The 21,408-nt window shown below is 65.9% G+C and carries 24 protein-coding genes, 1 tRNA gene, 1 pseudogene and 1 riboswitch; of the genes and pseudogenes, 7 read left to right on the forward strand and 19 right to left on the reverse strand.

Annotation, left to right across the window (positions count from 1 at the left end; genetic code table 11):
• Nucleotides 1-25: 25 nt before the first annotated feature.
• The 12 genes and pseudogenes from AC1RUR_RS10500 to AC1RUR_RS10555 all read right to left on the reverse strand — a co-directional run bounded on the left by AC1RUR_RS10500 (nt 26) and on the right by AC1RUR_RS10555 (nt 8,322).
• The gene (locus AC1RUR_RS10500) at nt 26-1,108 is read right to left on the reverse strand and encodes an ABC transporter permease (protein ID WP_492843511.1); all 1,083 of its coding nucleotides are present in this window, start codon (nt 1,106-1,108) and stop codon (nt 26-28) included.
• Nucleotides 1,108-1,866 (reverse strand): ATP-binding cassette domain-containing protein, encoded by a 759-nt coding sequence (locus tag AC1RUR_RS10505; RefSeq protein ID WP_492843513.1) that lies wholly within the window; start codon nt 1,864-1,866, stop codon nt 1,108-1,110. The genes AC1RUR_RS10500 and AC1RUR_RS10505 overlap by 1 nt, the downstream gene beginning before the upstream one ends.
• 12 nt (nt 1,867-1,878) lie before the next feature.
• The gene (gene xylA / locus AC1RUR_RS10510; protein WP_492843515.1) at nt 1,879-3,201 is read right to left on the reverse strand and encodes a xylose isomerase; all 1,323 of its coding nucleotides are present in this window, start codon (nt 3,199-3,201) and stop codon (nt 1,879-1,881) included.
• On the reverse strand, nt 3,202-4,656 hold the full coding sequence (gene xylB / locus AC1RUR_RS10515; RefSeq protein WP_492843517.1) for a xylulokinase: 1,455 nt from the start codon (nt 4,654-4,656) through the stop codon (nt 3,202-3,204).
• Between the two features lie 81 nt (nt 4,657-4,737).
• Entirely contained in the window at nt 4,738-5,817 is a 1,080-nt protein-coding gene (locus AC1RUR_RS10520; RefSeq protein WP_492843519.1) for a LacI family DNA-binding transcriptional regulator, read from the reverse strand.
• Between the two features lie 111 nt (nt 5,818-5,928).
• The gene (locus AC1RUR_RS10525) at nt 5,929-6,393 is read right to left on the reverse strand and encodes a GNAT family N-acetyltransferase (RefSeq protein WP_492843896.1); all 465 of its coding nucleotides are present in this window, start codon (nt 6,391-6,393) and stop codon (nt 5,929-5,931) included.
• 2 nt (nt 6,394-6,395) lie between these two features.
• Nucleotides 6,396-6,908, reverse strand: coding sequence for a GNAT family N-acetyltransferase (locus tag AC1RUR_RS10530; RefSeq protein WP_492843521.1), 513 nt, complete (start codon nt 6,906-6,908; stop codon nt 6,396-6,398).
• Entirely contained in the window at nt 6,908-7,489 is a 582-nt protein-coding gene (locus AC1RUR_RS10535) for a helix-turn-helix domain-containing protein (protein ID WP_492843898.1), read from the reverse strand. The genes AC1RUR_RS10530 and AC1RUR_RS10535 overlap by 1 nt, the downstream gene beginning before the upstream one ends.
• A gap of 195 nt (nt 7,490-7,684) precedes the next feature.
• Nucleotides 7,685-7,873: a type II toxin-antitoxin system RelE/ParE family toxin gene (locus tag AC1RUR_RS10540; protein ID WP_492843914.1), complete on the reverse strand. Its 189-nt coding sequence runs from the start codon at nt 7,871-7,873 to the stop codon at nt 7,685-7,687.
• Nucleotides 7,874-7,877: 4 nt separating this feature from the next.
• Nucleotides 7,878-8,006 (reverse strand): annotated as a pseudogene (locus AC1RUR_RS10545) (hypothetical protein); the annotation flags it as partial.
• Nucleotides 7,993-8,211, reverse strand: a complete 219-nt coding sequence (locus AC1RUR_RS10550; RefSeq protein ID WP_492843523.1) for a hypothetical protein — start codon at nt 8,209-8,211, stop codon at nt 7,993-7,995. The gene AC1RUR_RS10550 and the pseudogene AC1RUR_RS10545, both read right to left, overlap by 14 nt.
• A gap of 37 nt (nt 8,212-8,248) precedes the next feature.
• Nucleotides 8,249-8,322: transfer RNA gene (locus tag AC1RUR_RS10555), tRNA-Gly, on the reverse strand.
• 173 nt (nt 8,323-8,495) lie between these two features.
• Between AC1RUR_RS10555 and AC1RUR_RS10560 the strand changes: the two genes are divergently transcribed.
• The 5 genes from AC1RUR_RS10560 (at nt 8,496) to AC1RUR_RS10580 (ending at nt 11,422) form a co-directional block, all read left to right on the forward strand.
• Nucleotides 8,496-9,074: a methylated-DNA--[protein]-cysteine S-methyltransferase gene (locus AC1RUR_RS10560; RefSeq protein ID WP_492843525.1), complete on the forward strand. Its 579-nt coding sequence runs from the start codon at nt 8,496-8,498 to the stop codon at nt 9,072-9,074.
• A 9-nt stretch (nt 9,075-9,083) separates the two neighbouring features.
• Nucleotides 9,084-9,923, forward strand: a complete 840-nt coding sequence (locus AC1RUR_RS10565; protein WP_492843527.1) for a helix-turn-helix transcriptional regulator — start codon at nt 9,084-9,086, stop codon at nt 9,921-9,923.
• A gap of 55 nt (nt 9,924-9,978) precedes the next feature.
• Nucleotides 9,979-10,338: a VOC family protein gene (locus AC1RUR_RS10570; protein WP_492843529.1), complete on the forward strand. Its 360-nt coding sequence runs from the start codon at nt 9,979-9,981 to the stop codon at nt 10,336-10,338.
• Nucleotides 10,339-10,484: 146 nt separating this feature from the next.
• Complete coding sequence (locus AC1RUR_RS10575) at nt 10,485-10,886, forward strand: SRPBCC family protein (protein WP_492843531.1); 402 nt, start codon at nt 10,485-10,487, stop codon at nt 10,884-10,886.
• 113 nt (nt 10,887-10,999) lie between these two features.
• Entirely contained in the window at nt 11,000-11,422 is a 423-nt protein-coding gene (locus AC1RUR_RS10580; protein WP_492843533.1) for a hypothetical protein, read from the forward strand.
• Between the two features lie 48 nt (nt 11,423-11,470).
• Here the strand turns inward: AC1RUR_RS10580 and AC1RUR_RS10585 are convergent, their stop codons facing one another.
• From AC1RUR_RS10585 to AC1RUR_RS10600, 4 genes are all read right to left on the reverse strand, one after another.
• Nucleotides 11,471-12,178: a hypothetical protein gene (locus tag AC1RUR_RS10585; RefSeq protein WP_492843535.1), complete on the reverse strand. Its 708-nt coding sequence runs from the start codon at nt 12,176-12,178 to the stop codon at nt 11,471-11,473.
• 146 nt (nt 12,179-12,324) lie between these two features.
• Nucleotides 12,325-13,770, reverse strand: coding sequence for an MATE family efflux transporter (locus tag AC1RUR_RS10590; protein WP_492843537.1), 1,446 nt, complete (start codon nt 13,768-13,770; stop codon nt 12,325-12,327).
• 167 nt (nt 13,771-13,937) lie between these two features.
• Entirely contained in the window at nt 13,938-14,990 is a 1,053-nt protein-coding gene (locus AC1RUR_RS10595) for a hypothetical protein (RefSeq protein WP_492843539.1), read from the reverse strand.
• A 164-nt stretch (nt 14,991-15,154) separates the two neighbouring features.
• Nucleotides 15,155-16,291 carry a 2'-deoxycytidine 5'-triphosphate deaminase gene (locus AC1RUR_RS10600; RefSeq protein WP_492843541.1) on the reverse strand — a complete coding sequence of 379 codons (1,137 nt, stop codon included), beginning with the start codon at nt 16,289-16,291 and terminating at the stop codon, nt 15,155-15,157.
• A gap of 79 nt (nt 16,292-16,370) precedes the next feature.
• Nucleotides 16,371-16,450, forward strand: a riboswitch (SAM riboswitch).
• A 73-nt stretch (nt 16,451-16,523) separates the two neighbouring features.
• Between AC1RUR_RS10600 and AC1RUR_RS10605 the strand changes: the two genes are divergently transcribed.
• Complete coding sequence (locus tag AC1RUR_RS10605; protein ID WP_492843543.1) at nt 16,524-17,711, forward strand: O-succinylhomoserine sulfhydrylase; 1,188 nt, start codon at nt 16,524-16,526, stop codon at nt 17,709-17,711.
• 60 nt (nt 17,712-17,771) lie between these two features.
• Here the strand turns inward: AC1RUR_RS10605 and AC1RUR_RS10610 are convergent, their stop codons facing one another.
• The 3 genes from AC1RUR_RS10610 to AC1RUR_RS10620 are packed head-to-tail and all read right to left on the reverse strand — an operon-like array spanning nt 17,772 to nt 20,812.
• Entirely contained in the window at nt 17,772-18,764 is a 993-nt protein-coding gene (locus tag AC1RUR_RS10610; RefSeq protein ID WP_492843545.1) for an SGNH/GDSL hydrolase family protein, read from the reverse strand.
• A gap of 12 nt (nt 18,765-18,776) precedes the next feature.
• Nucleotides 18,777-19,556 carry an SGNH/GDSL hydrolase family protein gene (locus AC1RUR_RS10615; protein ID WP_492843547.1) on the reverse strand — a complete coding sequence of 260 codons (780 nt, stop codon included), beginning with the start codon at nt 19,554-19,556 and terminating at the stop codon, nt 18,777-18,779.
• Nucleotides 19,556-20,812: an OpgC domain-containing protein gene (locus tag AC1RUR_RS10620; protein WP_492843549.1), complete on the reverse strand. Its 1,257-nt coding sequence runs from the start codon at nt 20,810-20,812 to the stop codon at nt 19,556-19,558. Before AC1RUR_RS10620 ends, AC1RUR_RS10615 begins: the two co-directional genes overlap by 1 nt.
• A 180-nt stretch (nt 20,813-20,992) precedes the next feature.
• On the opposite strand from AC1RUR_RS10620, the gene apaG reads away from it, so the two are divergent.
• Nucleotides 20,993-21,385 carry a Co2+/Mg2+ efflux protein ApaG gene (apaG, locus tag AC1RUR_RS10625; RefSeq protein ID WP_492843551.1) on the forward strand — a complete coding sequence of 131 codons (393 nt, stop codon included), beginning with the start codon at nt 20,993-20,995 and terminating at the stop codon, nt 21,383-21,385.
• Nucleotides 21,386-21,408 lie beyond the last annotated feature (23 nt).

Consider the following 21,408-nt stretch of genomic DNA (forward strand, 5'->3'; position numbering starts at 1 on the left):
ATTGTCCTCCCGAACGACGTCACTTTCAGATCATCCGCGAGCGCACACGATCGACCAGCACGGCCAGGATGATGATCACGCCCACCAGCGTCTGCTGCCAGTAGGAGCTGACCTGTGCCAGCACGAGACCGTTGCGGATCACCTCCAGCAGCACGCAGCCGACGATGGCCCCGAGCGGACCGCCGATGCCGCCGGCGAGATTGGCACCGCCGATCACGGCCGCCGCGATCACGTTGAGCTCGTAGGAGGTCGCCATGTTGGCGGGCGCCGATCCGAGCCAGCCGGAGATGATGATGCCCTGGAGGCCCGCGGCGAGCGCGCAGATCACGTAGACCGCGATCTTCACCCGCAGCACCGGGATGCCGGTGAGCTCGGCCGCCTTCTCGTTGCCGCCGAGCGCGAAGACGTGGCGGCCGAACGAGGTGTGGTGCAGCACCACGGCCATCGTCAGGGCGAGGATCACCAGATAAATGAACGGCACGGGCACGCCGAGCACATCGCCGGAGGTCGCTGCGTAGAAATAATCAGCATCCGGCCCGCCAGGAAAGCTGCCGCGCCCGTTGGAGACGACATAGCCGAGCCCGCGCACGATCGAGAGCATGCCGAGCGTGGTGACGAACGGCGACAGGCCGAGCACGGCGATGCAGAAGCCGTTGACGAGGCCGGCGATCAGCGCGACGCCAAGGCCGGCGACGACGGAAACCAGCAGGATCAGGCCGGGGACATTGGCCAGCACCGTCTTGCCGTCGGCCGCCATATGCACGAAGAGCGAGGCGCCGAGCCCGCCGGGCGTCGACAGCTCGGTCATCACCATCGAGGTGATCATGGCCGAGAAGCACATCATCGAGCCGACCGAGAGGTCGATGCCGCCGGTGATGATCACGAAGGTGACGCCGAGGGTGGCGATGGCGATGAATGAGAAATTCTTCGCCACGTTCTGCATGTTGCCCTGGGTGAAGAAATAGGGGCTGGCGAAATGCATGATCACCAGCAGCACCGCCAGCGCGAGCAGGACGTAGCCGGTCTGGGAGGCGAAGATGCCGCGCTGCCACCATTTGATCTTGCCGACATTGGTGAAGGTGATCGGGGATTCCAGCGGTATGGCCATCACGCTGCCTCCTTCGCGCCGGTGATGAGGGCCGTGACTTCCTCGGGGGACGTCGCCTGAATCGCCTTGTCGGCCCGCTTCTCGCCGCGGCGCATGACGATGACGCGGTCGCAGACGGCGAACACGTCGGGCATGCGGTGCGAGATCAGCATGACCGCGACGCCCTGCTCCTTCAGCCGGTGGATCAGGCTCAGCACCTGCTCGACCTGGCGCACCGAGATCGCGGCGGTCGGTTCGTCCATCATCACCAACCGCGCATTGGAGAGCCTGGTCCGCGCGATCGCGACCGCCTGGCGCTGGCCGCCCGACATCTGCTTGACGAGATCGTGTGGCCGCGTCTCCGAGCGCAACTCGCCGAACAGCTCCAGCGCGCGCGCCGCCATCGCCTTGTGGTCGAGCAGCGCGACGGGTCCGAATTTGCGCTTCAACTCGCGGCCGAGGAAGACGTTGGCCGCGGCCGTCAGATTGTCCGCGAGCGCGAGATCCTGATAGACGACCTCGATGCCGACGGCGCGGGCATCGACCGGCCGGTTGAAATGGACCGCGCTGCCGGCAAAGCGGATCTCGCCATGGCTCGGGCGGAAATTGCCGGCGATGATCTTGACCAGCGTCGACTTGCCCGCGCCGTTGTCGCCCATCAGGCCGACCACCTCGCCCGGGAAGACCTGCATGTCGACGTCATGCAGCGCGCGGATCGCGCCGAACTCCTTGCCGATGCCGGAGAGTTGCAGCACCGGTGTTGCTTCAGCACTTGTCATCAGCGGCGTTCCTCAGACATAGCGGTTGACCAGGGATTCCAGATATTCCTGCCGTCCCGAGCGCGGCTGCGGATCGAAGCCGGAGCCGAGCGCCCGATCGGCGAGATCGGCGAGCGAACGCTGGCCGCCGAGGATGGCGCGGCCCTCGGAGCCCGCCCATGCTTCGTAGCGCTTGCCGAGCGGCGCGGTGAGGACGCCGGCATCGAGCATGTCGGCGGCGGCCAGGAAGGCCCGCGCGCAGGCGTCCATCGAGCCGACATGGGCGTGGATGAGATCGTCGGGGTCGATCGACTGGCGACGGATCTTGGCGTCGAAATTGAGCCCGCCCGAGGTGAAGCCGCCGCGGTTCAGGATCTCGTGGAACACCAGCGCCAGCTCGCCCACGTTCATCGCGAACTGGTCGGTGTCCCAGCCGAGCAGATCGTCGCCGCGGTTGACGTCGAGCGAGCCGAACACACCGAGCGCCTCGGCCAGCGCGACCTCGTGATGGAAGGAATGGCCGGCCAGGATGGCGTGGTTCTGCTCGATGTTGAGCCTGACGTCCTTGAGGAGATCGTAGCGCGCGAGGAAGCCGTAGCAGGTGGCGACGTCGAAATCATACTGATGCTTGGTCGGCTCCTTCGGCTTCGGCTCGATCAGGATCGGGCCCTTGAAGCCTATTCTGTGCTTGTGCTCGACGACCAGCGAGACGAAGCGGCCGAGCTGGTCGAGCTCGCGCCTGAGATCGGTGTTGAGCAGCGTCTCGTAGCCCTCGCGGCCACCCCACAGCACATAGTTCTGGCCGCCGAGCCGGTGCGTCACCTCCAGCGCGGCGCGGACCTGTCCGGCGGCATAGGTGAAGATGTCAGGGTCCGGATTGGTCGCAGCGCCCGCCATGTAGCGGCGATGCGTGAACAGATTGGCCGTGCCCCAGAGCAGGCGGACTTTGGCCGAGGCCATTTTCGCTTCGAACAGATCGGCGATGGCGTTGAGGTTGGCGACGGACTCCGCGAGCGAGGCACCTTCCGGCGCCGCATCGACGTCGTGGAAGGTGAAGAAGGGCACGTCGAGCAGGCGGAACAGCTCGAAGGCGACATCGGCCTTGGCCCGTGCCATCGCCATCGCGTCGGTGCCGTGGTGCCAGGGCCGCAGGAACGTCTCGCCGCCGAAGGGATCGCCGCCCGGCCAGCACAGGGAATGCCAGTAGCAGACGGCAAAGCGCAAATGATCCTCGAGCCGGCGGCCATGGACGATGCGGTCCTTGTCGTACCAGCGGAAGGCGGGCGACGGTCCGGCATCCTTGCCGGCAAAGGCAACAGGCGTGCTTGCCTCGAAGAATTTGGCTGACGCGTTCACTTAAGCGGACTCCTTCAACGCGGGATAAAGCGCGCGCCAGCGGCGATAGGCCTCGTCATAGGCGGCGGTCACGGATGCGCGGGGCGCGAAACTCGCAAGCCTTCGTGGACGCTTGCAGACTTCGGCGGGAGCTTCACCGGTGGCGGCAAGGCGCCCGAGCCGCGCGGCGCCGAGCGCGGCGCCGACCTCGCCTTCCTCGACGCGATGGACGGAAATGCCGAGCACGTCGGCGCAGATCTGCGCCCAGAGCGGCGAGCGCGAGCCGCCGCCGACCAGATCCACTTCCCCGATCGGCCCGCTCGCCGCGCTCAGTGCCGCAAGATTATCACGCGCGGCGAAGGCAACGCCCTCGAGCACGGCCTGCACGATCTGGCCGCGCCCGGTCGCGCCGCGCAGGCCGACGAAGGCGCCGCTGGCGGCGGCATCGTTGTGCGGCGTGCGCTCGCCGTCGAGATAGGGCAGGAATTTGATCGGGCTCGGCCCATCGACGCGTTCACCGAGCGGCGCCAGCAGTGCGGCCGCGGGCGTCTCCATCACGCTTGAGAGCCAGGCGAGCGAGGCCGCTGCCGACAGCATCACGCCCATCTGGTGCCAGAGCCCGGGCAGCGCGTGACAGAACGCATGCACCGCCGAGGCCGGCGCCGGCGCGAACCGATCGGTGACGCGAAACATCACGCCTGAGGTGCCCAGCGACAGGAAGGCATCGCCGGACGCGATGGCGCCGAGCCCGATCGCGCTCGCCGCGCAATCGCCGGCGCCACCGGCGACCACGACATTCTTCGTCATGCCCCAGCGCTGCGCCCATTCCGGCGCGAGCACGGCACTGACCTCGCTGCCTTCGACGAGACGCGGCATGTGATGGAGATCGAGCCCTGTGGCATGCAGCAGGAGGGCCGACCAACGGCGCAGACCGACGTCGAGCCACAGCGTGCCGGCCGCGTCGGACATGTCCTCGATCATCTCGCCGGTGAGGCGATAGCGGACATAGGCCTTCGGCAGCAGCACCTTTGCGACGCGCGCGAAGATTTTTGGCTCATGCCGCGCGACCCAGAGCAGCTTTGGCGCGGTGAAGCCGGGCATCGCCAGATTGCCGGCGATGCCGTGCAATGACGGACAGCGCCGCTCCAGCTCGCCGCATTCGGCCTGCGAGCGACCGTCGTTCCAGAGGATCGCGGGACGCAGCGGCCGTCCATCCTCACCGAGCAGCGTCGCGCCGTGCATCTGTCCTGACAGCCCGATGCCGGCGACCCGCGCAACCTCGCGCGGATGATGGCGCGCGAGATCATCGACCGCGCCGGTCGCCGCATCGACCCAGGCGTCGGGATCCTGCTCGGACCACAGCGGCGCGGGATGCGACAGCGCAAGCTCGCGCGCGGCCGTTGCGACAATCGCGCCGGCTTCGTTCACGAGCACCGCCTTCACACCTGAGGTGCCGATGTCCATTCCGAGATACACGCCATCCTCCCGTTCAACCGTCGCGGTGTGCGATCTTGCGTCGCTTGCTCCGCCATGGGCCGTTTCGAAAATCGCCTGCCGCTACGGCAGATTGTCCCGCATCACGATGTCGATCCTGATCCTCTCCTGTTCGCGCAAGATCGGCTCGCCGCGGGCGAGCGCGAGCAGCACGCGCACGGCGGCGCGCGCCTCATGTCCGGGGTTTTGCGAGATCGCGGCATCCATCACGCCCTGGAGCAGCAGCCGGCGCGTCAGCGCCGTGACGTCGTGCCCGACGAACACGACCTTGTCGCGGCCGGCCTCGCTCAACGCTTTGGCGACGCCCTGTGTGCCGGCGCCGACGTTATAAAGACCGACAATGTCAGCATGACTGCCCAACAGCCGCGCCAGCAGCTGCTCCGAACGCTCGTCCTCGTCGCGCCCTTCCAGCACCGGCAGCACGCTGAGACCGCGGAATTCCGACGCCATCACCTGGTTGAAGCCGAAGATGCGCTCGGCGTGGTCGCGCAGGCCCTGCGAGCCCGCGACGATGGCGACCTTGCCGGATCGCCCGCCGACCAGCCGCCCGACCAGCGCACCGGCGGTGCGACCCGCCGCGATGTTGTCGATGCCGACATAATGATGGCGCCGCGAGGACGGCACGTCCGAGACCAGCGTGACGACCTTGGTGCCGGCCTCGACGAGATCGTTGATGGCGGCGCGGACGCCGGGATGATCCAGCGCCACCACTGCGATGCCGTCGTAATCGCCCGACAGCGCCTCCAGCGAGGCGGCGAGCACGGAGGGATCGAACACGTCGGTTGCGACCATCTCGATATTCAGGCGGCGCGCCGAGAGCCAGGCCGACATCTCGCCGAGATAGGCCTCGATCTGCTGCATGAACGGGTTCGGCCCCGACGGCATCACGAAGGCAAAGCGACGGGCGCGGCCGCGGGCGAGCTCGGCGGCCGCCACATGCGGCTGGAAGGAATTGCGCTCGATCGCCTCCCTGACGCGCCGGACCGTGTCCGGCCGCACGCCCGGCCGGTTGTGCAGGACCCGGTCCACGGTCGCCAGGCTCACGCCGGCCTCGCGCGCGATGTCCTTCAGGGTCAGCGCGGTGGCAGTCGGAGCGTCGGAAAGGGTCTCTTGAACGGTTTCTTGGACGGTTTCTTGGGCCATCCCTGAAGGCTAGCAGAGGTGTTTTGAGGTACGCAACTCATTTTGAGGGGCAGGTGGAGGGGCAAGCGTAGGGGCAAGACGGCACTTTCGCGCCCTGCTGGCGGGCCGCCGCTAGCCGCGGCTCAGATCCAGCGTCAGGAACAGGCTGTTGGGGTCCTCGACATAACCTTCGAACGGGCCGCACAGCACGAAGCCATGCGCCTGGTACAGCGCATGCGCCGGCTTGAAATAGTCCCACGAGCCGGTCTCGAGGCTGAGCCGCGTCAAGCCGCGGGCGCGGGCTTCCGTGATGATGTGGCGGAGCATCTGGCCGCCAAAGCCGCGCCGCCGCGTGGTCTGGAGCGTGTGCATCGACTTCACCTCGCCATGGGTGGCCGAGAGCATCTTCAGTGCGCCGGTGGCGACCAGCGTGTCGCCGTCCCAGCCGGTCCAGAATGCGATATCGCTCGCGCGAAGACCCGCCAGATCGAGCGCATGCGCGCTGCCCGGCGCGGTCTGCGCCCGCGCCGCCGTGACGTGATGGTCGAGCAGCGCGATGACGCGCGGATCAAAGGTGTCGCCGGTCCGGATCTGCATCGTCACGGCCTCACTCCGCTTGCAAGCCGCTTCTGCATGAGGACCATATCAAGCCAGCGGCCGAACTTGCAGCCGACCTCAGGCATGCGGCCGACCTCGGTGAAGCCGAACGACGCGTGCAGCGCGATCGAGCCGGAGTTCGAGGCCTCGATCGCGGCGACCATCGTGTGCTTGCGCAGCGCCGTGGCCCGCTCGATCAACGCAATCATCAGGCCGCGGCCGATTCCCGCGCGATGATGTCGCTCGTCGACATAGACCGAATTCTCGACCGTGTGCCGATAGCCGGGCCAGGGACGGAAATCGCCGAAGGAGGCGAAGCCGACCACGTCCCTGCCCTTCATGGCGACCAGAACGGGATAGCCGGCGTCCCGTCGCGCGCGGATCCACGCGCGCCGCGAATCGAGATCAACCGGGCCATCGGTCCACACCGCGGTGGTGTTGACCGCGGCATAATTGTAGATGGCCAAAATATCCTCGGCATCCTCCAGCGTGGCGTCCCGCACGATCAGCGACATCACATTTTCCCGTAAGAGGTGCCGCGCCGCGTGATGATGACGTAGCGCGCGTCCTGTCTGGTTTCGTTCTCGAAGATCACCGCACGCATCACGTCGAAGTCGAGACAGTCGCCCTCGCGCAGGCGCACCGTCTTGGCGTCGATGTGCACGGCGATCGCGCCCTCCAGCATCAGGAGCTGCTGGGTGAAGGCATTGCGGCCCCACGGGCTGTACGGCACCCGCGCGCCGGCCGGCAGGTCGACGACGATGATCTCGATGCCGCTCGCCGCGTCCGTCGGCGAAGCATGCCGCCGGCGATAACCGCTCTCGGGATCGCGCCAGTGCGGCTGGTCGCCGAGCCGCACCAGGCGCTCCGGCGGCTTCTCGGCCAGCGCGACCACGTCGCTCAGCGACACGTCGAGCGCGGCGCAAAGCTTGTTGAGCAGCGACGCCGTCGCACTGCTCTGCGCCCGCTCCACCCGTCCGATCATCGCCCGGCTCACGCCCGAGCGTGCAGCGAGTTCGTTCAACGTCATGCCGGCCTGCGTCCTCACAGTCTTCAAGCGACGACCGATCGCGCGATCGAGTTTCTGCTGGTCCATCTCTTTGCGGGTCCTGCTCTTCATCCGAACATTGCCCGACACGAGGACCGCACCATCAGGGCGAGCGAAGCTTAAGCCGGGCGAGGCGCGCATGCCGGAAGCAAGAGGCTAACATATTAGAATCTTTGCCGGCGGCTGCTCGCCAAGAATGCTCGGGCTTAAGGGGACGCGCGACGCTTTCGGAGCCCCTCTCCGCTACCCATTCTCGTCTTTGGAAAAAATGGCCTCAATGTCCTGCCTGCCGTCGAGCACACGCACGATCTCGGCCCGGTTATCCTTCAAGCGATAGAAGACAATTTGCGGAGCGGCAGCCAACGAACGCAGGCCGGCGCGAATTTCGTCGCGCGCCCGCCCCGCGAGGGGGAAGATCCTCGAGGAGTGCAACGGCTTTCCCGATCTGGCGCAAGATCCTGTCGGCCGTCCCGGCTCCTGCCGCCTCGGCGCAGTAGTCCCAAAGCTGACCAATATCGTCGAGCGCTTCCGGCGACCAAATGACCGGATGCTTATGCTCCACCATGCCGTAAATTCTTTTCGCGCAGAAACTCTTCCATATTCAGGGCTTCGCCCTTGCCTGCATCGAGCGAATGGACACCGCGGTCAATTTCAGACCGAAGAGCCCTGAGCTTTTCGAGATGCGAAAGCAATTTCTGGCCGATCTCTTCCTGATCGGCGGCCGGCAGCTGGGAAATTTGCGCAATGGCTTGTTCGAGCGTCCTGACCATGGCTTCAGCCTACCACGCTCCGGCCGGACCGAAAACATGGAGCGGGCGAAGGGAATCGAACCCTCGTATGCAGCTTGGGAAGCTGCCGTTCTACCATTGAACTACGCCCGCGGATGCGCTGCTCGCGTCCCGTTCTGATTAGCCGAGACGGCGCGTCCCGCCAAGCGGTTTGGCGCACCCGGCCGGACGCTTCTTAACGTTTCAATAAGATTCCAGGTGCGCCGGATTGTGGCGGTGTTATGATCTCGTGTCGGGGAGTAACGTGCACTGAGTGGGGCGTGTGCATGGTGGGGCGTGGCTACGCGATATTCGACACGACGATAGGGCGCTGCGGCATCGTCTGGAGCAATTCCGGCGTGGTGGCGGTGCAATTGCCGGAGGCGCGGGAGATCGACACACGCCGCCGGATCTTTGCGGTCCATCCCGAGGCGCGCGAGCAGCAGCCTCCGCTCAATGCCGAGCTTGCGATCGAGGGTATCGCGGCGCTGCTGCAGGGCAGCGATCCCGACTTTTCCGACGTCAGCCTGGATGCCAGCGGCGTGCCCGGCTTCAACCGACGGGTCTACGAATACACCTGCACGATCCCGCGCGGCGAAACGCGCACCTATCACGAGATCGCCAAGGCGCTGGGGGCCTCCGGCGCGGCGCATTCGGTGGCGCAGGCGGTCGCGAAAAATCCCTACATGCTGATCGTGCCTTGCCACCGGGTGCTGGAGGCCGGCAACTACGCCGACCGGCTCTCGCCCTATGGCGGAGTGATCTCGAAGCGGCGATTGCTGGCGCTCGAGGGTGCCCATCCCATCGCCAGCAAGACGCTGTTCGAGGTGCTGCTGCCCGTTGCCCCGCCGAGGCCCTCCACCTAGATAGGTGGCATGGACGCAACCACGCTGCTGACGACACGTTCGATGACGGTTTCCGAGTTTCGCTGCGATGCGGGACCGGACGATACGCCGTTTGCCGAATGCCGCACCGGCCATTCCATCGCCTATGTCCGCTCCGGCAGCTTCGGCTGCCATTGCCGCGCCGGCTTCTTCGAGCTGGTGGCGGGCTCAATGCTGGTCGGCGCGCCCGGCGAGGAATACACCTGCACGCATGAGCATGTCAGTGGCGACGTCTGCCTGTCCTTCTTCCTCAGCGAGGACCTCGTCGACACGCTCGGCGGACGGCGTGAGGCATGGCAGGTCGGCGCGACGCCGCCACTGCCCGAGCTGATGGTGCTGGGCGAGCTCGCCCAGACGGCAGCAGATGGCAACAGCGATCTGGGCCTCGACGAGGTCGGCCAGATCCTGGCCGGCCGTTTCGTCGACATCGTCACCGGCAAGCCGCGCAAGCAGGCCACGCCGACTGCGCGCGACCGCCGCCGTGCGGTCGAAGCCGCGCTGTGGATCGACGAGAACTCGCATGCCGAGGTCGACCTCGAACAGGCTGCACGACAGGCGGGGCTCAGCCCGTTCCACTTCCTGCGGCTGTTCTCGGCCGTGCTTGGCGTCACGCCGCATCAATATCTGGTGCGCTCGCGGCTGCGGCATGCGGCACGCCTGCTCACCGAGGACGGCATCGCCGTCACCGACATCGCCTACGACGTCGGCTTCGGCGATCTCTCCAACTTCGTCCGCACCTTCCACCGCGCCGCCGGCGTGTCGCCGACCAAGTTCCGGCAGGCCTCGCGCGGGATGCGCAAGATTCTCCAAGAGCGCCGTGCCCTCAACTGACTAGGTTCGTCTCCGGCGCGCGCCATGCGCGGCGCGCTTTGCAATGGAGACGACCATGTACGACCACATCGGATTGCGTGTTGCCGACCTCGACGCCGCCACACGCTTCTACACCGCCGTGCTGGCGCCGCTCGGCTACGTCCTGTGCTCGAGCGGCGACGGCTATGCCGGCTTCGGGCCGAAGGACGAGCCGGCGCTGTGGCTACACCTGAACAAGGGGCGCAAGGCCGACGGCGCGCACATCGCGTTTCGCGCCGGCAATCATGACGCGGTCAAGGCGTTCCACAGCGAGGGCCTGAAGAGCGGCGGCCGCGACAATGGCGGCGCCGGCCCGCGCAAGGATTACAGCCCGACTTACTATGCGGCATTCTTGATTGATCCCGACGGCAACAATGTCGAGGCGGTTTGCGTGTGAGCGCTTCTGTCTCCTCCGTCATTGCGAGGAGCCCTTGCGACGAAGCAATCCAGACTGTCTCCGCGGAGACATTTCTGGATTGCTTCGCTGCGCTCGCAATGACGGCGTTCGTGGCAAGATCTGTCGAAATCAAGGATACCTCCCCAATGGCTTCCATCCACAACGACGTTCTCCTTAATGCGCCTGCAAACAAGGTCTGGGACGCGGTGCGCGATTTCGGCGCGCTGCCGCAGCGGCTGGCGCCGGGCTTCGTCACGGCCTGCACGCTCGACGGCGATGCGCGCATCGTCACCTTCGCCAACGGCTCGGTGGCGCGCGAGGTGCTGGTCGATTGCGACGACGCGCGGCAGCGCCTCGTCTATGCGATCAACAACGAGCGGCTGAAGCATTACAGCGCTTCGGTGCAGGTGATCGCCGAGGGCGAGGCGAGGTGCCGCCTGGTCTGGATCATCGACATGCTGCCAAACGAGCTTGCCGCCTACGTCCAGGGGCAGACCAGGGAAGCCGTGGCCGCCATCCACAGGGCCTTTCCGTCCGCGGCAGCCTGATTGGCCTCTGTGATCTCCCTCACAGAGCTTTCTCCTCCTCGGCCGTAACCATGGCCGCGTGCGTCCGGTCGGCTCTGCTCTCCCGGCGAAGCCACGCACGCGAGGAGCATGTCATGAGAGGTGCGGACAAGTTGATCTGCCAGGCGGCCGCCGTGCTGCTGTTGTTTTCGGTCGCGAGCACGCCGGCGCACGCGCAGTTCGCCGGCTTCGGCGGCGGCGGTGGTGCCGGCGGCGAGGACATGATGACCCAGATGGCGCCGATGCTGGACATGATGAAGGCGAAGATGGGCAAGCGCCGCTTCGCCGCGCTGATGCAGACCATGGGCCCGATGATGGACGGCAGTGGCGGTGGAGGACTTGGTGGAGGTCTTGGTGGCATGATGGGCGGCGGCTTCATGCCGATGGGCATGGGCGGCGGCGACATGATGAGCATGATGGGTGGCGCCGGCGGCGCCAGCATGATGGCCATGATCCCCCAGATGATGCAGCTCGCCAATTTCGGCGGCGGCGGCCGTCGGCGTCACAAGCACCGCTAGAGCGGCGGCGGACAGCCGCCGCTCCCGGCCTGCGATGCATCGCTCCGCTCAGATCCGGTCGTTGATCAGGACGCCGGATATCGACGGATCGCTTGCCTTTGTTTCGTCGCTCGACGACTTCGCGCTGTAGGTCGGATCCGCCAGCGAGTTCTTCAGCGACTGAAGGAATTGCTCGAGCAGGTCCGTCGCGGACTTGCCGCTCGACGAACTGTCCGTGGTGGTGGTCGAAGAAGAATCGCTTACGCTCGTCGTGTCGCTCGATTCCGTCGTGCCGGACGAGGTCGAATCCGTGAGCAGGCTCTTCAGCGAATCCAGGAATTGCTGAAGCATATCCACCATCGAATTGCCGCTCGACGAACTGTCGGTGGCGTCGGCGGGGGGAGGCCCGCCGGGCGGCGGCCCACCTGCTCCACCCGGACCACCTGCCCCGCCCGGTCCCTGGGAGAACGCCGCCTTGAAGATACCTTGCAGCTCGGTGGCCTGCTGGTCGGTCAACTTGCCGTCCGAAACTTCCTGCCGGATGAGATCGTCGATCTTCGACTTGAAAGCGTCAGGCGACGATCCAGTACCGCTGGACTGATCGCTCGCGCTGCCCGATTGCAAGGCGGAATCGATGTCGCTGAGCGCGGCCGACAGTGCCGATTGATCGGACGAGCTGATCGCGCCGGAACTGACTTCCGCTTGCAGCTCATCTTGCAGCCGCTGCAACGGCGATGAGTGGTGGTGGTGAGAAGAGAGCGCCGAAATCGAGGTCATGGTGGCTTTCCGAGCTTCTGGTGGACTCGCGGCGACGGTGTCTCCAGGAGCTGGTGCAGAGCCTTCGGCGAACAGCAGCCGCGGTTACCCGGTATTGCCAGGCAAGGATTGGAAATGTCCGGAAACAAAAATCCGGCAAGTGCGACCTAGTCGGCCGCAGCCGAAAGAGCCGGTCTGATCGCGGGCCTGTTCGCGCGCGGCCCCCAGCGCGTCAGCACCACGCTGGAGCACGACAGCAGGCCGAGCAGGACCATCGAGCTCGCGGCCAGCCAGAAGAAGCTCTGCGCCGTGGCGTCATGCGTCGACAGCCACCAGCCGGCGGCGGAGATGTAGATCAGTCGCGCGGTCTGCGCCAGCACCGGGCCGACCACCTTGGCCGCGCCCTGCGAGCAGAAATACATCGTCGAGGCGAGACCAATGAAGGCGTAGAATGGCGCGACCGTCGACAGATATTGGTGGCTGGTCGCGCGCACGGTGGCGCTGTCGGTGAAGATGTTGACCCAGAGGTCGGGGAAGAGCGCGACCAGGCACGCCGGCACGCCGACGGCGACGAACGCGCTCGCACCCGCGATCCAGGCAATGCGCCGGGCGCGCGCAATGCGGCCGGCGCCGATCGCCATGCCGACCATCGGCACCGAGGCGATGCCGAACGAGAACGCGATCGAGGTCAGCAGGAATTCGAGCCGCGCGCCGATGCCGTAGCCGGCGAGGATCGCGGTGCCGAACTTCGCCAGCATGTGGGTGAAGATCGAGATCGTCAGCACCGATTGCAACGGCGAGAAGCAGGCGATGGCGCCGACCTTCAGGATATCGAAGAACATCGCCCACTGGATGCGCAGGCCACGCAGCTTCGGGACGACGCGCGCGCGGCCGGAGAACAGGTACCAGCCCATCACGCCGATGTTCATGCAATAGGCAATCAGCGCGCCGGCCGCGACGCCGCGCATGCCGAACTGCGGCACTGGTCCCAGTCCGAGCCCCAGCGTGCCGCCGAGCACGATCTGCCAGGCCGCGGAGTTGAGGATCAGGAACGAGGGCAGCCTCATATTGCCGGTGCCGCGCAGCACGCCCGCCATGGTGTTGAGCAGCCAGGGCAGCACGGCGCCGCCGAAAAACACCTGCGTGTAGGCGATCGCATGCGTCAGCACGTCGCCGCGGCCCCCGAGCATCTCGAGCACCTTGGGCCCGAAGATCAGCATGCCCAGCATGAAGACGAGACCGAAGGTGATGCCGATCAAGAGCGCATGCGCGGCGAGCGTGCCGGCGCGCTCGCGGTCTCCGGCGCCGAGCGCACGCGCGATGGCGGAAGCCACCGCGCCGCCCATGGCGCCGCCGGACATCGTCATGGTCAGGATCACGGTCGGAAACACCAGCGCCATCGCGGCCAATGCCTCGACGCCGAGCCGGCCGATATAGGAGGTCTCCGCGATCACCGTGCAAGTGCCGGCCGACAGCGCGATCACGTTGGGCCAGGCAAGCCCGAGCAACGTGCGCAGGATCGGGCCGTCGGTCAGCGCACTTCTCACCGGCGGCGGGGGCGGCGGCAGCGGACGCTCTTGTTCATCGACCGGGATTTCGGCGATGTCGGACATGTCCTCTCCCGGGCACGAGCGCCATGTGCGGCGCAGCAATCACTTGGTGTGGCAAAGCATTTGTGCGCGCGGGGCGCGCGGCAAGAGGCTTGTTAGCACGGCAATTGCCGATTCCTCCTGCGCCGCGCGCAGGCGTGCCCTGCGGCAGCGCATTTCAATGGGTGGAATTATCCCACGGTCCACACCAGCGGCGTGCGGCCGTCTGCCATAGGCCGCAGATGCACGCCGATATGCCGGCCGCATCCCGCCGCAAGGCCTCCGAACAATCCCTCCAGCACCTTTGCACATGCGGGATGATAGTCGGCGACATCGTCCATCAGCTTCCAGCTCCGCTGGCGGATTTCGAAGCTGCCTTCGGACGGCGTCGCCTCGGCAGCATCATCCTGCGCGGCGAACAGCGCGTTCAGGAACGCAGCGAACTCGCGCACACCGCCACGGCTCTTGTCCAGCGCTGCAGCGACCTCGTCGAAATATTGCATCCCGATCAGCTTGCCGGTGAGGTGCAGGAGATAGCCGGCGTCTTCCGGGCCGAACAGCTGCACCATCACGGGTGCGGCGGTGCGCACATATTCCATCGCGTAGTTGCGATAGGCTTTTTCGAGTCGCGGTTTTGGCCAACTCGCAACGGGAAGCGCGGGCGCAGTCTTCGCATCGAACAGCGGCGCTTCCAGATGCCGCGCGAACACCAGACGCTGATCGAGCTCGAGCGGGTGATCGTACTGGTGATAATAGCCTTCGAGCCCGTCCTGGCCGTCGACGCTCTGCTTGGTGCAGACGAAGCCCAGCCTGAGATCGCCGAGCGCGACACCGTTGTTGGCGTGCCAGCCGCGCAGCATTGCGCGGCTGACCTCGCCCGGCACGCCGCAGATCGCGGTGCCCTTCCAGATCCAGCGCGGCGGCGGATAGCGGATCCAAGCCTTGGTGTCGCTCTCATGCATGTACTCGACATGCACGCCGCCGATCCAGTTGGAGAGGTAGTGATATTGCGCGGCCGCTACCGCCGGCGGCAGGTGCCTGAGGCCGAGCTTCTCAAGTCCCGGCAGGAAGCGCTCCTGCTGCTGGCGGCGGAACACGCGGAAGACGAACTCTGCGGCATCCGCCGTGCCGCGCCGCGTGACGACGGTGAGGATCAGGCCGGTGAAATAGGCGTGATAGAGATCGGCGACCGCGCGCCAGCGTTTCCATTGGGCTTGCTGCGCGGTGTCGGCTGCGGCGGTCATGTTCGCTCCCGGCTTGTTGTTTTGCGGGAGTGTGTCATCGGCCGTGCGGAGGCGCAACCGGAGGCGATTTCAGCAGTAGCCCGGATGGAGCGAAGCGTAATCCGGGATTCGTGCGAGATGCGAAAGGGCCCCGGATTTCGCTGCGCTCCATCCGGGCTACGGAATTACACCCGAAAATGCTTGCTCAGCTTCAGGCCCTGCGCCTGATAGTTCGAGCCGATGCGCTGGCCGTACATCGCGTCGGGGCGGGCGAGCATCTTCTCGTAGACGAGGCGGCCGACGATCTGGCCGTGCTCGAGGATGAAGGGCACTTCGCGCGAGCGCACTTCGAGCACGGCACGGGAGCCCTGCCCGCCGGCACCGGCATAGCCGAAGCCGGGATCGAAGAAGCCGGCATAGTGCACGCGGAATTCACCGACCAGCGGATCGAACGGCACCATCTCCGCCGCAAAGTCGGGCGGCACCTGCACGGCTTCCTTGGAGGCGAGGATGTAGAACTCGCCGGGGTCGAGGATCAGGCTGCCGTCGGGGCGCGCCGAGATCGGTTCCCAGAAGTCTTCGACGGCGTAGCCGGAGCGGCGATCGACATCGACCACGCCGGTGTGGCGCTTGGCACGGTAACCGACGAAGCCGCTGGCCTTTTCGCCTGAGAGATCGACGGAGACGGCGACGCCGCCGGAGAGATCGGCATCGTCGATGTCGACGAGGCGCTCGGACGCATGCAGCGCGTCGAGCTCGTCGGCATTGAGGATGGCGTCACCGGTGCGGAAGCGCACCTGCGAGAGGCGCGAGCCCTCGCGCACCAGCACCGGAAACGTCTTCGGGCTGATCTCGGCATAGAGCGGGCCGTGATAGCCGGCGCCGATCATGTCGAAGCGGCGGGTGCCGTCGGCGATGACGCGGGTGAAGACGTCCAGCCGGCCGGTGGAGCTTTTGGGGTTTGCGGCCGCGACGATCTCCGGCGGCAGCGCCAGGCTTTCCAAGAGCGGCACGATGTAGACGCAGTTGGTCTCCAGCACCGCACCGTCGGCGAGGCTGAACTCATGCAGCTTCAGTTCGTCGATGCGCTCGGCGACCGTGGCGCCGGGCCCGGGCAGGAAGCTGGCGCGGACGCGATAGGCGATGTCACCGAGGCGCAGGTCGAGGCTCGCCGGCTGGATCTGGCTTTCGACGAAGTCATAGGCGGGCAGGATCAGGCCAGCCTTCGCCATCGCCGCGATCATGCGGTCGGGCAGGATACCATTGGCGTTGGCGGCGACCGTGAACGTCAACCGAGGGTCCTCATCAGGGGGCAAGTACATCCGGACATGCGGAAAATACAGCTTTTTACGGCTATCCGATGGACGCCTTGACGAAAAGGGCATTGCGGAATATGAGCATGACTTATCCCGTGGTGATTTGAGCCGGCCGGCTTGCAGCCACGTTAAATAAGTCGCTAAACAGGCCGGGGACCTCTGTGATCCCGGCCCGTGGAGATATCCAGGCCGGTTTTTTTGTGACCGTTTTTGAAGAGATGGTCATGTCGGAGGTCCTATGTCGAAGCCGTCTGCTGCTTACCGTCCCGAAACCCGCCTGGTTCATTCCGGCACCCTGCGCTCGCAATATGGCGAGACGTCGGAGGCGCTGTTCCTGACCCAGGGCTACGTCTACAACAGCGCCGAGGAGTGCGAGGCGCGGTTCAAGGGCGAGGACCCCGGCTTCATCTATTCGCGCTACTCCAATCCGACCATCTCGATGTTCGAGCGCCGCATGATCGAGCTCGAAGGCGCCGAAGCGGCGCGCTCGGCCGCAACCGGCATGGCCGCGGTGACGACCGCAATCCTCGCGCCGCTCAAGGCCGGCGACCACGTCGTGGCATCTCGCGCCCTGTTCGGCTCGTGTCTCTACGTCATTCAGGACCTGCTGCCGCGCTACGGCATCGAGACCACGCTGGTCGACGGCTCGGATCTCGACCAGTGGCAGCGCGCGCTCAAGCCGAACACCAAGACGTTCTTCCTGGAGAGCCCGACCAACCCGACGCTCGACGTGCTCGACATCCCCGGGATCGCCGAGATCGCACACAGCGGCGGCGCGCGGCTCGTCGTCGACAACGTGTTCGCGACGCCGATCTGGCAGAGCCCGCTCGCGCTCGGAGCCGACGTCGTGGTCTATTCCGCGACCAAGCACATCGACGGCCAGGGCCGCTGTCTCGGCGGCATCATCCTGTCGTCGGAAGCGTTCGTCGCCGAGCACCTGCACAATTTCATGCGCCAGACCGGCCCCTCGATCTCGCCGTTCAACGCCTGGGTTCTGCTCAAGGGCCTGGAGACGCTGGCCGTGCGCGTGCGCGCACAGACCGACACCGCGGCGCGCGTGGCCGACGTGCTGGCGAGCCATCCCAAGATCTCGCGGCTGGTCTATCCCGGCCGCGCCGATCATCCGCAGGCGGCGCTGGTGAAGAAGCAGATGCGCGGCGGCTCGACGCTGGTCGGCTTCGAGGTGAAAGGCGGCAAGGCCGCCGCGTTCCGCGTGCTCAACGAGCTCCAGCTGGCGAAGATCTCGAACAATCTCGGCGACGCCAAGAGCCTCGTCACGCATCCGGCCACCACGACGCATCAGCGCCTGAAGCCGGAAGACCGTGCCGCGCTCGGCATCAGCGAGGGCTTCATCCGCTTCTCGGCCGGGCTCGAGCATGCGGACGATCTGATCGAGGATCTCACGGCGGCGCTGGAGAAGGCGTGATGGCGAATAGCGAGTGGCGAATGGATCCCTATTCGCTACTCGCCCTTGCCTATTCGCCTCTCACATCGGCCGATACGCGCGCACATCCGCGGGCACGTTCACGCCGAGCTTGATCTGGCCGACGGAACGGATGATGTCGTCGCCGAGCAGCTGGGCGAAGCAGGCGTAGCCCCAATCGTTCATGTGCAGGCCGTCGGCGATGACGAAACTCTCGACCGGAATCGATTGGTTCTCGTGCCAGTCGCGCATCACCTCGAAGCGCGGGAAGATGCCGACGTGACGGAGCTCGGCGACCTTGCCGAGCAGCTTCACCATCTTGCCGGCGCTCTCCTTGCGCTGGTTGACGGCCGGCGAATATTGCGGATCGACAAGCACGATGTCGGCGCCGCCGGCGGCCTGGATGCGGCTGATGCCGTCCTCGACCAGCTTGGCGGTGTCGCCGGGATCGAGGTTGCGCAGCACGGCGTTGGTGCCGACCTGCCAGATCACCATATCCGGATGCACGTCGATCACCTGCGTCTGGAGGCGCTTCATCATCTCGGGCGCGTCCTCGCCGCCGACACCGGCATTGATGACGGTGATGTCGGCGGTCGGATATTGCCGGCGCAGCTGCGCGGTAAGACGGTTCGGATAGTTGAAATCGGGCGAGCTTGCGCCATAGCCCGCCGTCGACGACGAGCCGAATGCAACGATCACGACGGGCTTGCCGGCGACGAGCTTGCCCGCGACATGCGGCAGCGACCCCATCGTCTTCGAGCCGCCCTTGGGCGCCAGGCAGGGCACGCGGCTGAAGATGTCGCCGGCGGATTTCGCGACCTGCTTCACCTTGTCGATGGCGCGCGCGGTGATGCCGCGCTGCTCGGGGGACGTCGCGGCAACGGTGGTCTGGGAGGGCGATGCGGGAGCGGGATTAGCGGCCTGCGCCGGTGCGGGCGTCGCCTGCGCGGCTTGCGCCTGAGCGGGTGCCTGCGACACCGACGTCAACAACAACAGCGCCGCCGTTGCGGGCGCGGCCAGCCATGCCATCAGGCAAAAAGGGCGGAGAGAACTCATTAACGCTAGACCTCAATTTTGCTGCTGGGCCGGCCCCAGATGGGCTGCGTCAATCACAAACTGTGCCAACGCCCGGCCAAGGCAATCGTGGACTTGCTTCGCCAGCTCGGGCCCGCGGGACGGGCTGAACAGGTCGAACTGACCCTGATCATTCCACTGCCGCATGATCGCGAAACGATCGAACAGCGGGATGTCATGCTCCTGTGCCACCACCCGCATATTGTCGAGATAGGGCGGCACCGAGATCATTGTTTCGGTACGCGGGCTGTACTGCAAGTTCATCAACACGACGTCAGCCCCTGCATTTTGCAATGCGGAAACCCCTTCGGTCACCGCGCCGCGAAAATCGTCGGGATCGATGGCTCGGATAGCATCCACGGTCCCGGTCTGCCAGATGACCAAAGTAGGCCTTTTTGCTTCCATCAGCTTAACGAAGGTGGTGGCCGCCTCCTCGGCCGTCTTCTTGCTCTGTATTTCTACGGAGACGTGCACGGCCTCCGACGGCGGCAGCTTGTCCTTCAGGATGGCCTGCATGCGTGCCGGATAGGAAGCGTCCTCGGAGGCCGGAATCGTGGTCGAGCGGCTGCCGATGACCAGGATTTCGAGCGGCTTGCCTGCCTTGATGGCATCGGCGACCTTGGGAAGCTGGCTTTCGCTGCTGAGCAGATAGGGCGGCAATTCGCAGGCCGGAGGCGCGGCCGGGGCGGCAGGCGCAGCATCGCCCGCGCGCGCCGACGGCGCGGCGAGGTTACCGCATAGCAGGATCAGGCTCAGGAGAACCTTCGCCTTCATCAGCCCCCTCCCGCCAGATCGGCGTTGCCGACGGCGTTCTTGGTTTTCGCACCGCTCTTGTCAGCCACGCGCTTGTACCACGAAATCACCCAGGCAACGCCCCACATGATCAGGATTCCGGAGAGACTAATCACCGCATGCATGACGGCGCCGCCGGAGACTTCGGCCAGGATGAAATGGCCGGCGAAGGCGAGGAAGACGCCGAGGCAGAAGATCTCCAGGGAATGGGAGCCGCACAGGATCAATGGCCGCAGCCAGGGCGATTTCAGGCCCGGCCAGTCGCGCGGCAGAAAGCGCACGGTGAGCGCGGCCAGCGCCAGGAAATGCGTGAAGCGCAGCACGTCGAGGTCGGTCTTGTCGATCGGATACATCCATTGCTCGAGCCGCTTCGGCATCAGGTGCGACAGCTGCGGCACGTACCAGGTCAGCGTCACGTAGAACGCCGCCGCGATATAGGCGATCGAAATCCACATCGTCACCGGTGAAGCCAGAATACGCGACATGCGCCGCGCACCTCCGAGCGCACACCATGCACCGAAGACGAAAAGCAATTGCCAGGCCAGAGGATTGAATGCCCAGAAGCCGTTCGGATAGGCGGAGAAGTAGAGGTCGTATTCCCAGGTCACCGCGTAGAGCACGACCGAAAGGCCGAGGGTGACATCGGGCTTCCACTTCATCGACCACAGGATCAAAGGCAGCGCCAGCATCAGCACGATGTAGAGCGGCAGCACGTCCATGTTGACGGGACGGAAGCGGAGCAGCAGCGCCTGCACGATGGTGACGTCGGGCTGCTTGAGGAAATCCATAATGCCCATCTCTTCGGTGTAGAGCGGGTTCTCGAAGCTGGTCGCGACGTAGGAGATCTCGGCGAGGAAGATCGTGAACAGGAAGACGTGGGCGACATAGATCTGCCAGACGCGCCGCAGGATGCGCGCGGTGGCGATGACGACGCCGGACTCCAGCATCGCGCGGCCGTAGACGAAGGCGGCGGTATAACCGGAGATGAAGATGAAGATCTCGGTGGCGTCGCTGAAGCCGTAATTGCGGATCGTGAACCAGGTCAGCAGGCTCGTCGGCAGATGGTCGATGAAGATCAGCCACAGCGCGAGGCCGCGGAACAGGTCGAGCCGGAGCTCGCGCTCGCCGATCGCCGGCAGCGAGATGGCCGACGTGGCCGCACGCGGCCTTGCCTCCACGGGCTTGGCCCCGGCGCCCCCCGCGATCGTCGATCCCGTCACTTGGTCGGCAATGGTCATCGGGGGCTGAAAACCCTCACACAAATCGCGACGTTGAAGGAGTGTACCGGTCCGGCCGTCGTCTCGCAAAGCGACCGGATCACATCGAGGTGTACTTCTTCGCGAATTCTGGCGGGACGATGTCGCGAAAGCCGCCTGCGGCGTTTGGTTCCCGGCCGGGTTTTCGTTATGATGGCAACCATGTACCGCGCCGTGACCCGCCAGATCGAAGTGACCGTCGAGCCGAACTTTGTTCCGGAACAGTCGTCGGCCGACCGCTCCCGCTATTTCTGGTCCTACACCATCGTCATCACCAATTCCGGCGAGGAGACCGTGCAGCTCAAGACGCGGCACTGGATCATCACCGACGCCACCGGCCGCCAGCAGGAGGTCAGGGGCGAGGGCGTGGTCGGCGAGCAGCCGACGCTGGCCCCCGGCGAGCGCTTCGAATACACCTCCGGCGTGCCGCTCTCGACCGCCTCCGGCTTCATGACCGGCCGCTACCAGATGGTCAGCGAAAGCGGCGAACGCTTCGAGATCGACGTGCCGACGTTCTCGCTGGACAGCCCGGATAACAAGCGGGTGTTGAATTAGGGCGGGAGGCTCCGCGCCTCGAT

The sequence above is a fragment of the Bradyrhizobium sp. GW821-FHT12B03 genome, assembly GCF_058807535.1.

What these genes read in the sequence shown, in the direction of transcription:
- AC1RUR_RS10500 (WP_492843511.1), bottom strand. Translation starts at nt 1,108, where the DNA reads ATGGCCATACCGCTGGAATCCCCGATCACCTTCACCAATGTCGGCAAG.
- AC1RUR_RS10505 (WP_492843513.1), bottom strand. Translation starts at nt 1,866, where the DNA reads ATGACAAGTGCTGAAGCAACACCGGTGCTGCAACTCTCCGGCATCGGC.
- AC1RUR_RS10520 (WP_492843519.1), bottom strand. Translation starts at nt 5,817, where the DNA reads ATGGCCCAAGAAACCGTCCAAGAAACCGTTCAAGAGACCCTTTCCGAC.
- AC1RUR_RS10525 (WP_492843896.1), bottom strand. Translation starts at nt 6,393, where the DNA reads ATGCAGATCCGGACCGGCGACACCTTTGATCCGCGCGTCATCGCGCTG.
- AC1RUR_RS10530 (WP_492843521.1), bottom strand. Translation starts at nt 6,908, where the DNA reads ATGTCGCTGATCGTGCGGGACGCCACGCTGGAGGATGCCGAGGATATT.
- AC1RUR_RS10535 (WP_492843898.1), bottom strand. Translation starts at nt 7,489, where the DNA reads ATGGACCAGCAGAAACTCGATCGCGCGATCGGTCGTCGCTTGAAGACT.
- AC1RUR_RS10550 (WP_492843523.1), bottom strand. Translation starts at nt 8,211, where the DNA reads ATGGTCAGGACGCTCGAACAAGCCATTGCGCAAATTTCCCAGCTGCCG.
- AC1RUR_RS10560 (WP_492843525.1), top strand. Translation starts at nt 8,496, where the DNA reads ATGGTGGGGCGTGGCTACGCGATATTCGACACGACGATAGGGCGCTGC.
- AC1RUR_RS10565 (WP_492843527.1), top strand. Translation starts at nt 9,084, where the DNA reads ATGGACGCAACCACGCTGCTGACGACACGTTCGATGACGGTTTCCGAG.
- AC1RUR_RS10570 (WP_492843529.1), top strand. Translation starts at nt 9,979, where the DNA reads ATGTACGACCACATCGGATTGCGTGTTGCCGACCTCGACGCCGCCACA.
- AC1RUR_RS10575 (WP_492843531.1), top strand. Translation starts at nt 10,485, where the DNA reads ATGGCTTCCATCCACAACGACGTTCTCCTTAATGCGCCTGCAAACAAG.
- AC1RUR_RS10580 (WP_492843533.1), top strand. Translation starts at nt 11,000, where the DNA reads ATGAGAGGTGCGGACAAGTTGATCTGCCAGGCGGCCGCCGTGCTGCTG.
- AC1RUR_RS10585 (WP_492843535.1), bottom strand. Translation starts at nt 12,178, where the DNA reads ATGACCTCGATTTCGGCGCTCTCTTCTCACCACCACCACTCATCGCCG.
- AC1RUR_RS10590 (WP_492843537.1), bottom strand. Translation starts at nt 13,770, where the DNA reads ATGTCCGACATCGCCGAAATCCCGGTCGATGAACAAGAGCGTCCGCTG.
- AC1RUR_RS10595 (WP_492843539.1), bottom strand. Translation starts at nt 14,990, where the DNA reads ATGACCGCCGCAGCCGACACCGCGCAGCAAGCCCAATGGAAACGCTGG.
- AC1RUR_RS10600 (WP_492843541.1), bottom strand. Translation starts at nt 16,291, where the DNA reads ATGTACTTGCCCCCTGATGAGGACCCTCGGTTGACGTTCACGGTCGCC.
- AC1RUR_RS10605 (WP_492843543.1), top strand. Translation starts at nt 16,524, where the DNA reads ATGTCGAAGCCGTCTGCTGCTTACCGTCCCGAAACCCGCCTGGTTCAT.
- AC1RUR_RS10610 (WP_492843545.1), bottom strand. Translation starts at nt 18,764, where the DNA reads ATGAGTTCTCTCCGCCCTTTTTGCCTGATGGCATGGCTGGCCGCGCCC.
- AC1RUR_RS10615 (WP_492843547.1), bottom strand. Translation starts at nt 19,556, where the DNA reads ATGAAGGCGAAGGTTCTCCTGAGCCTGATCCTGCTATGCGGTAACCTC.
- AC1RUR_RS10620 (WP_492843549.1), bottom strand. Translation starts at nt 20,812, where the DNA reads ATGACCATTGCCGACCAAGTGACGGGATCGACGATCGCGGGGGGCGCC.
- apaG (WP_492843551.1), top strand. Translation starts at nt 20,993, where the DNA reads ATGTACCGCGCCGTGACCCGCCAGATCGAAGTGACCGTCGAGCCGAAC.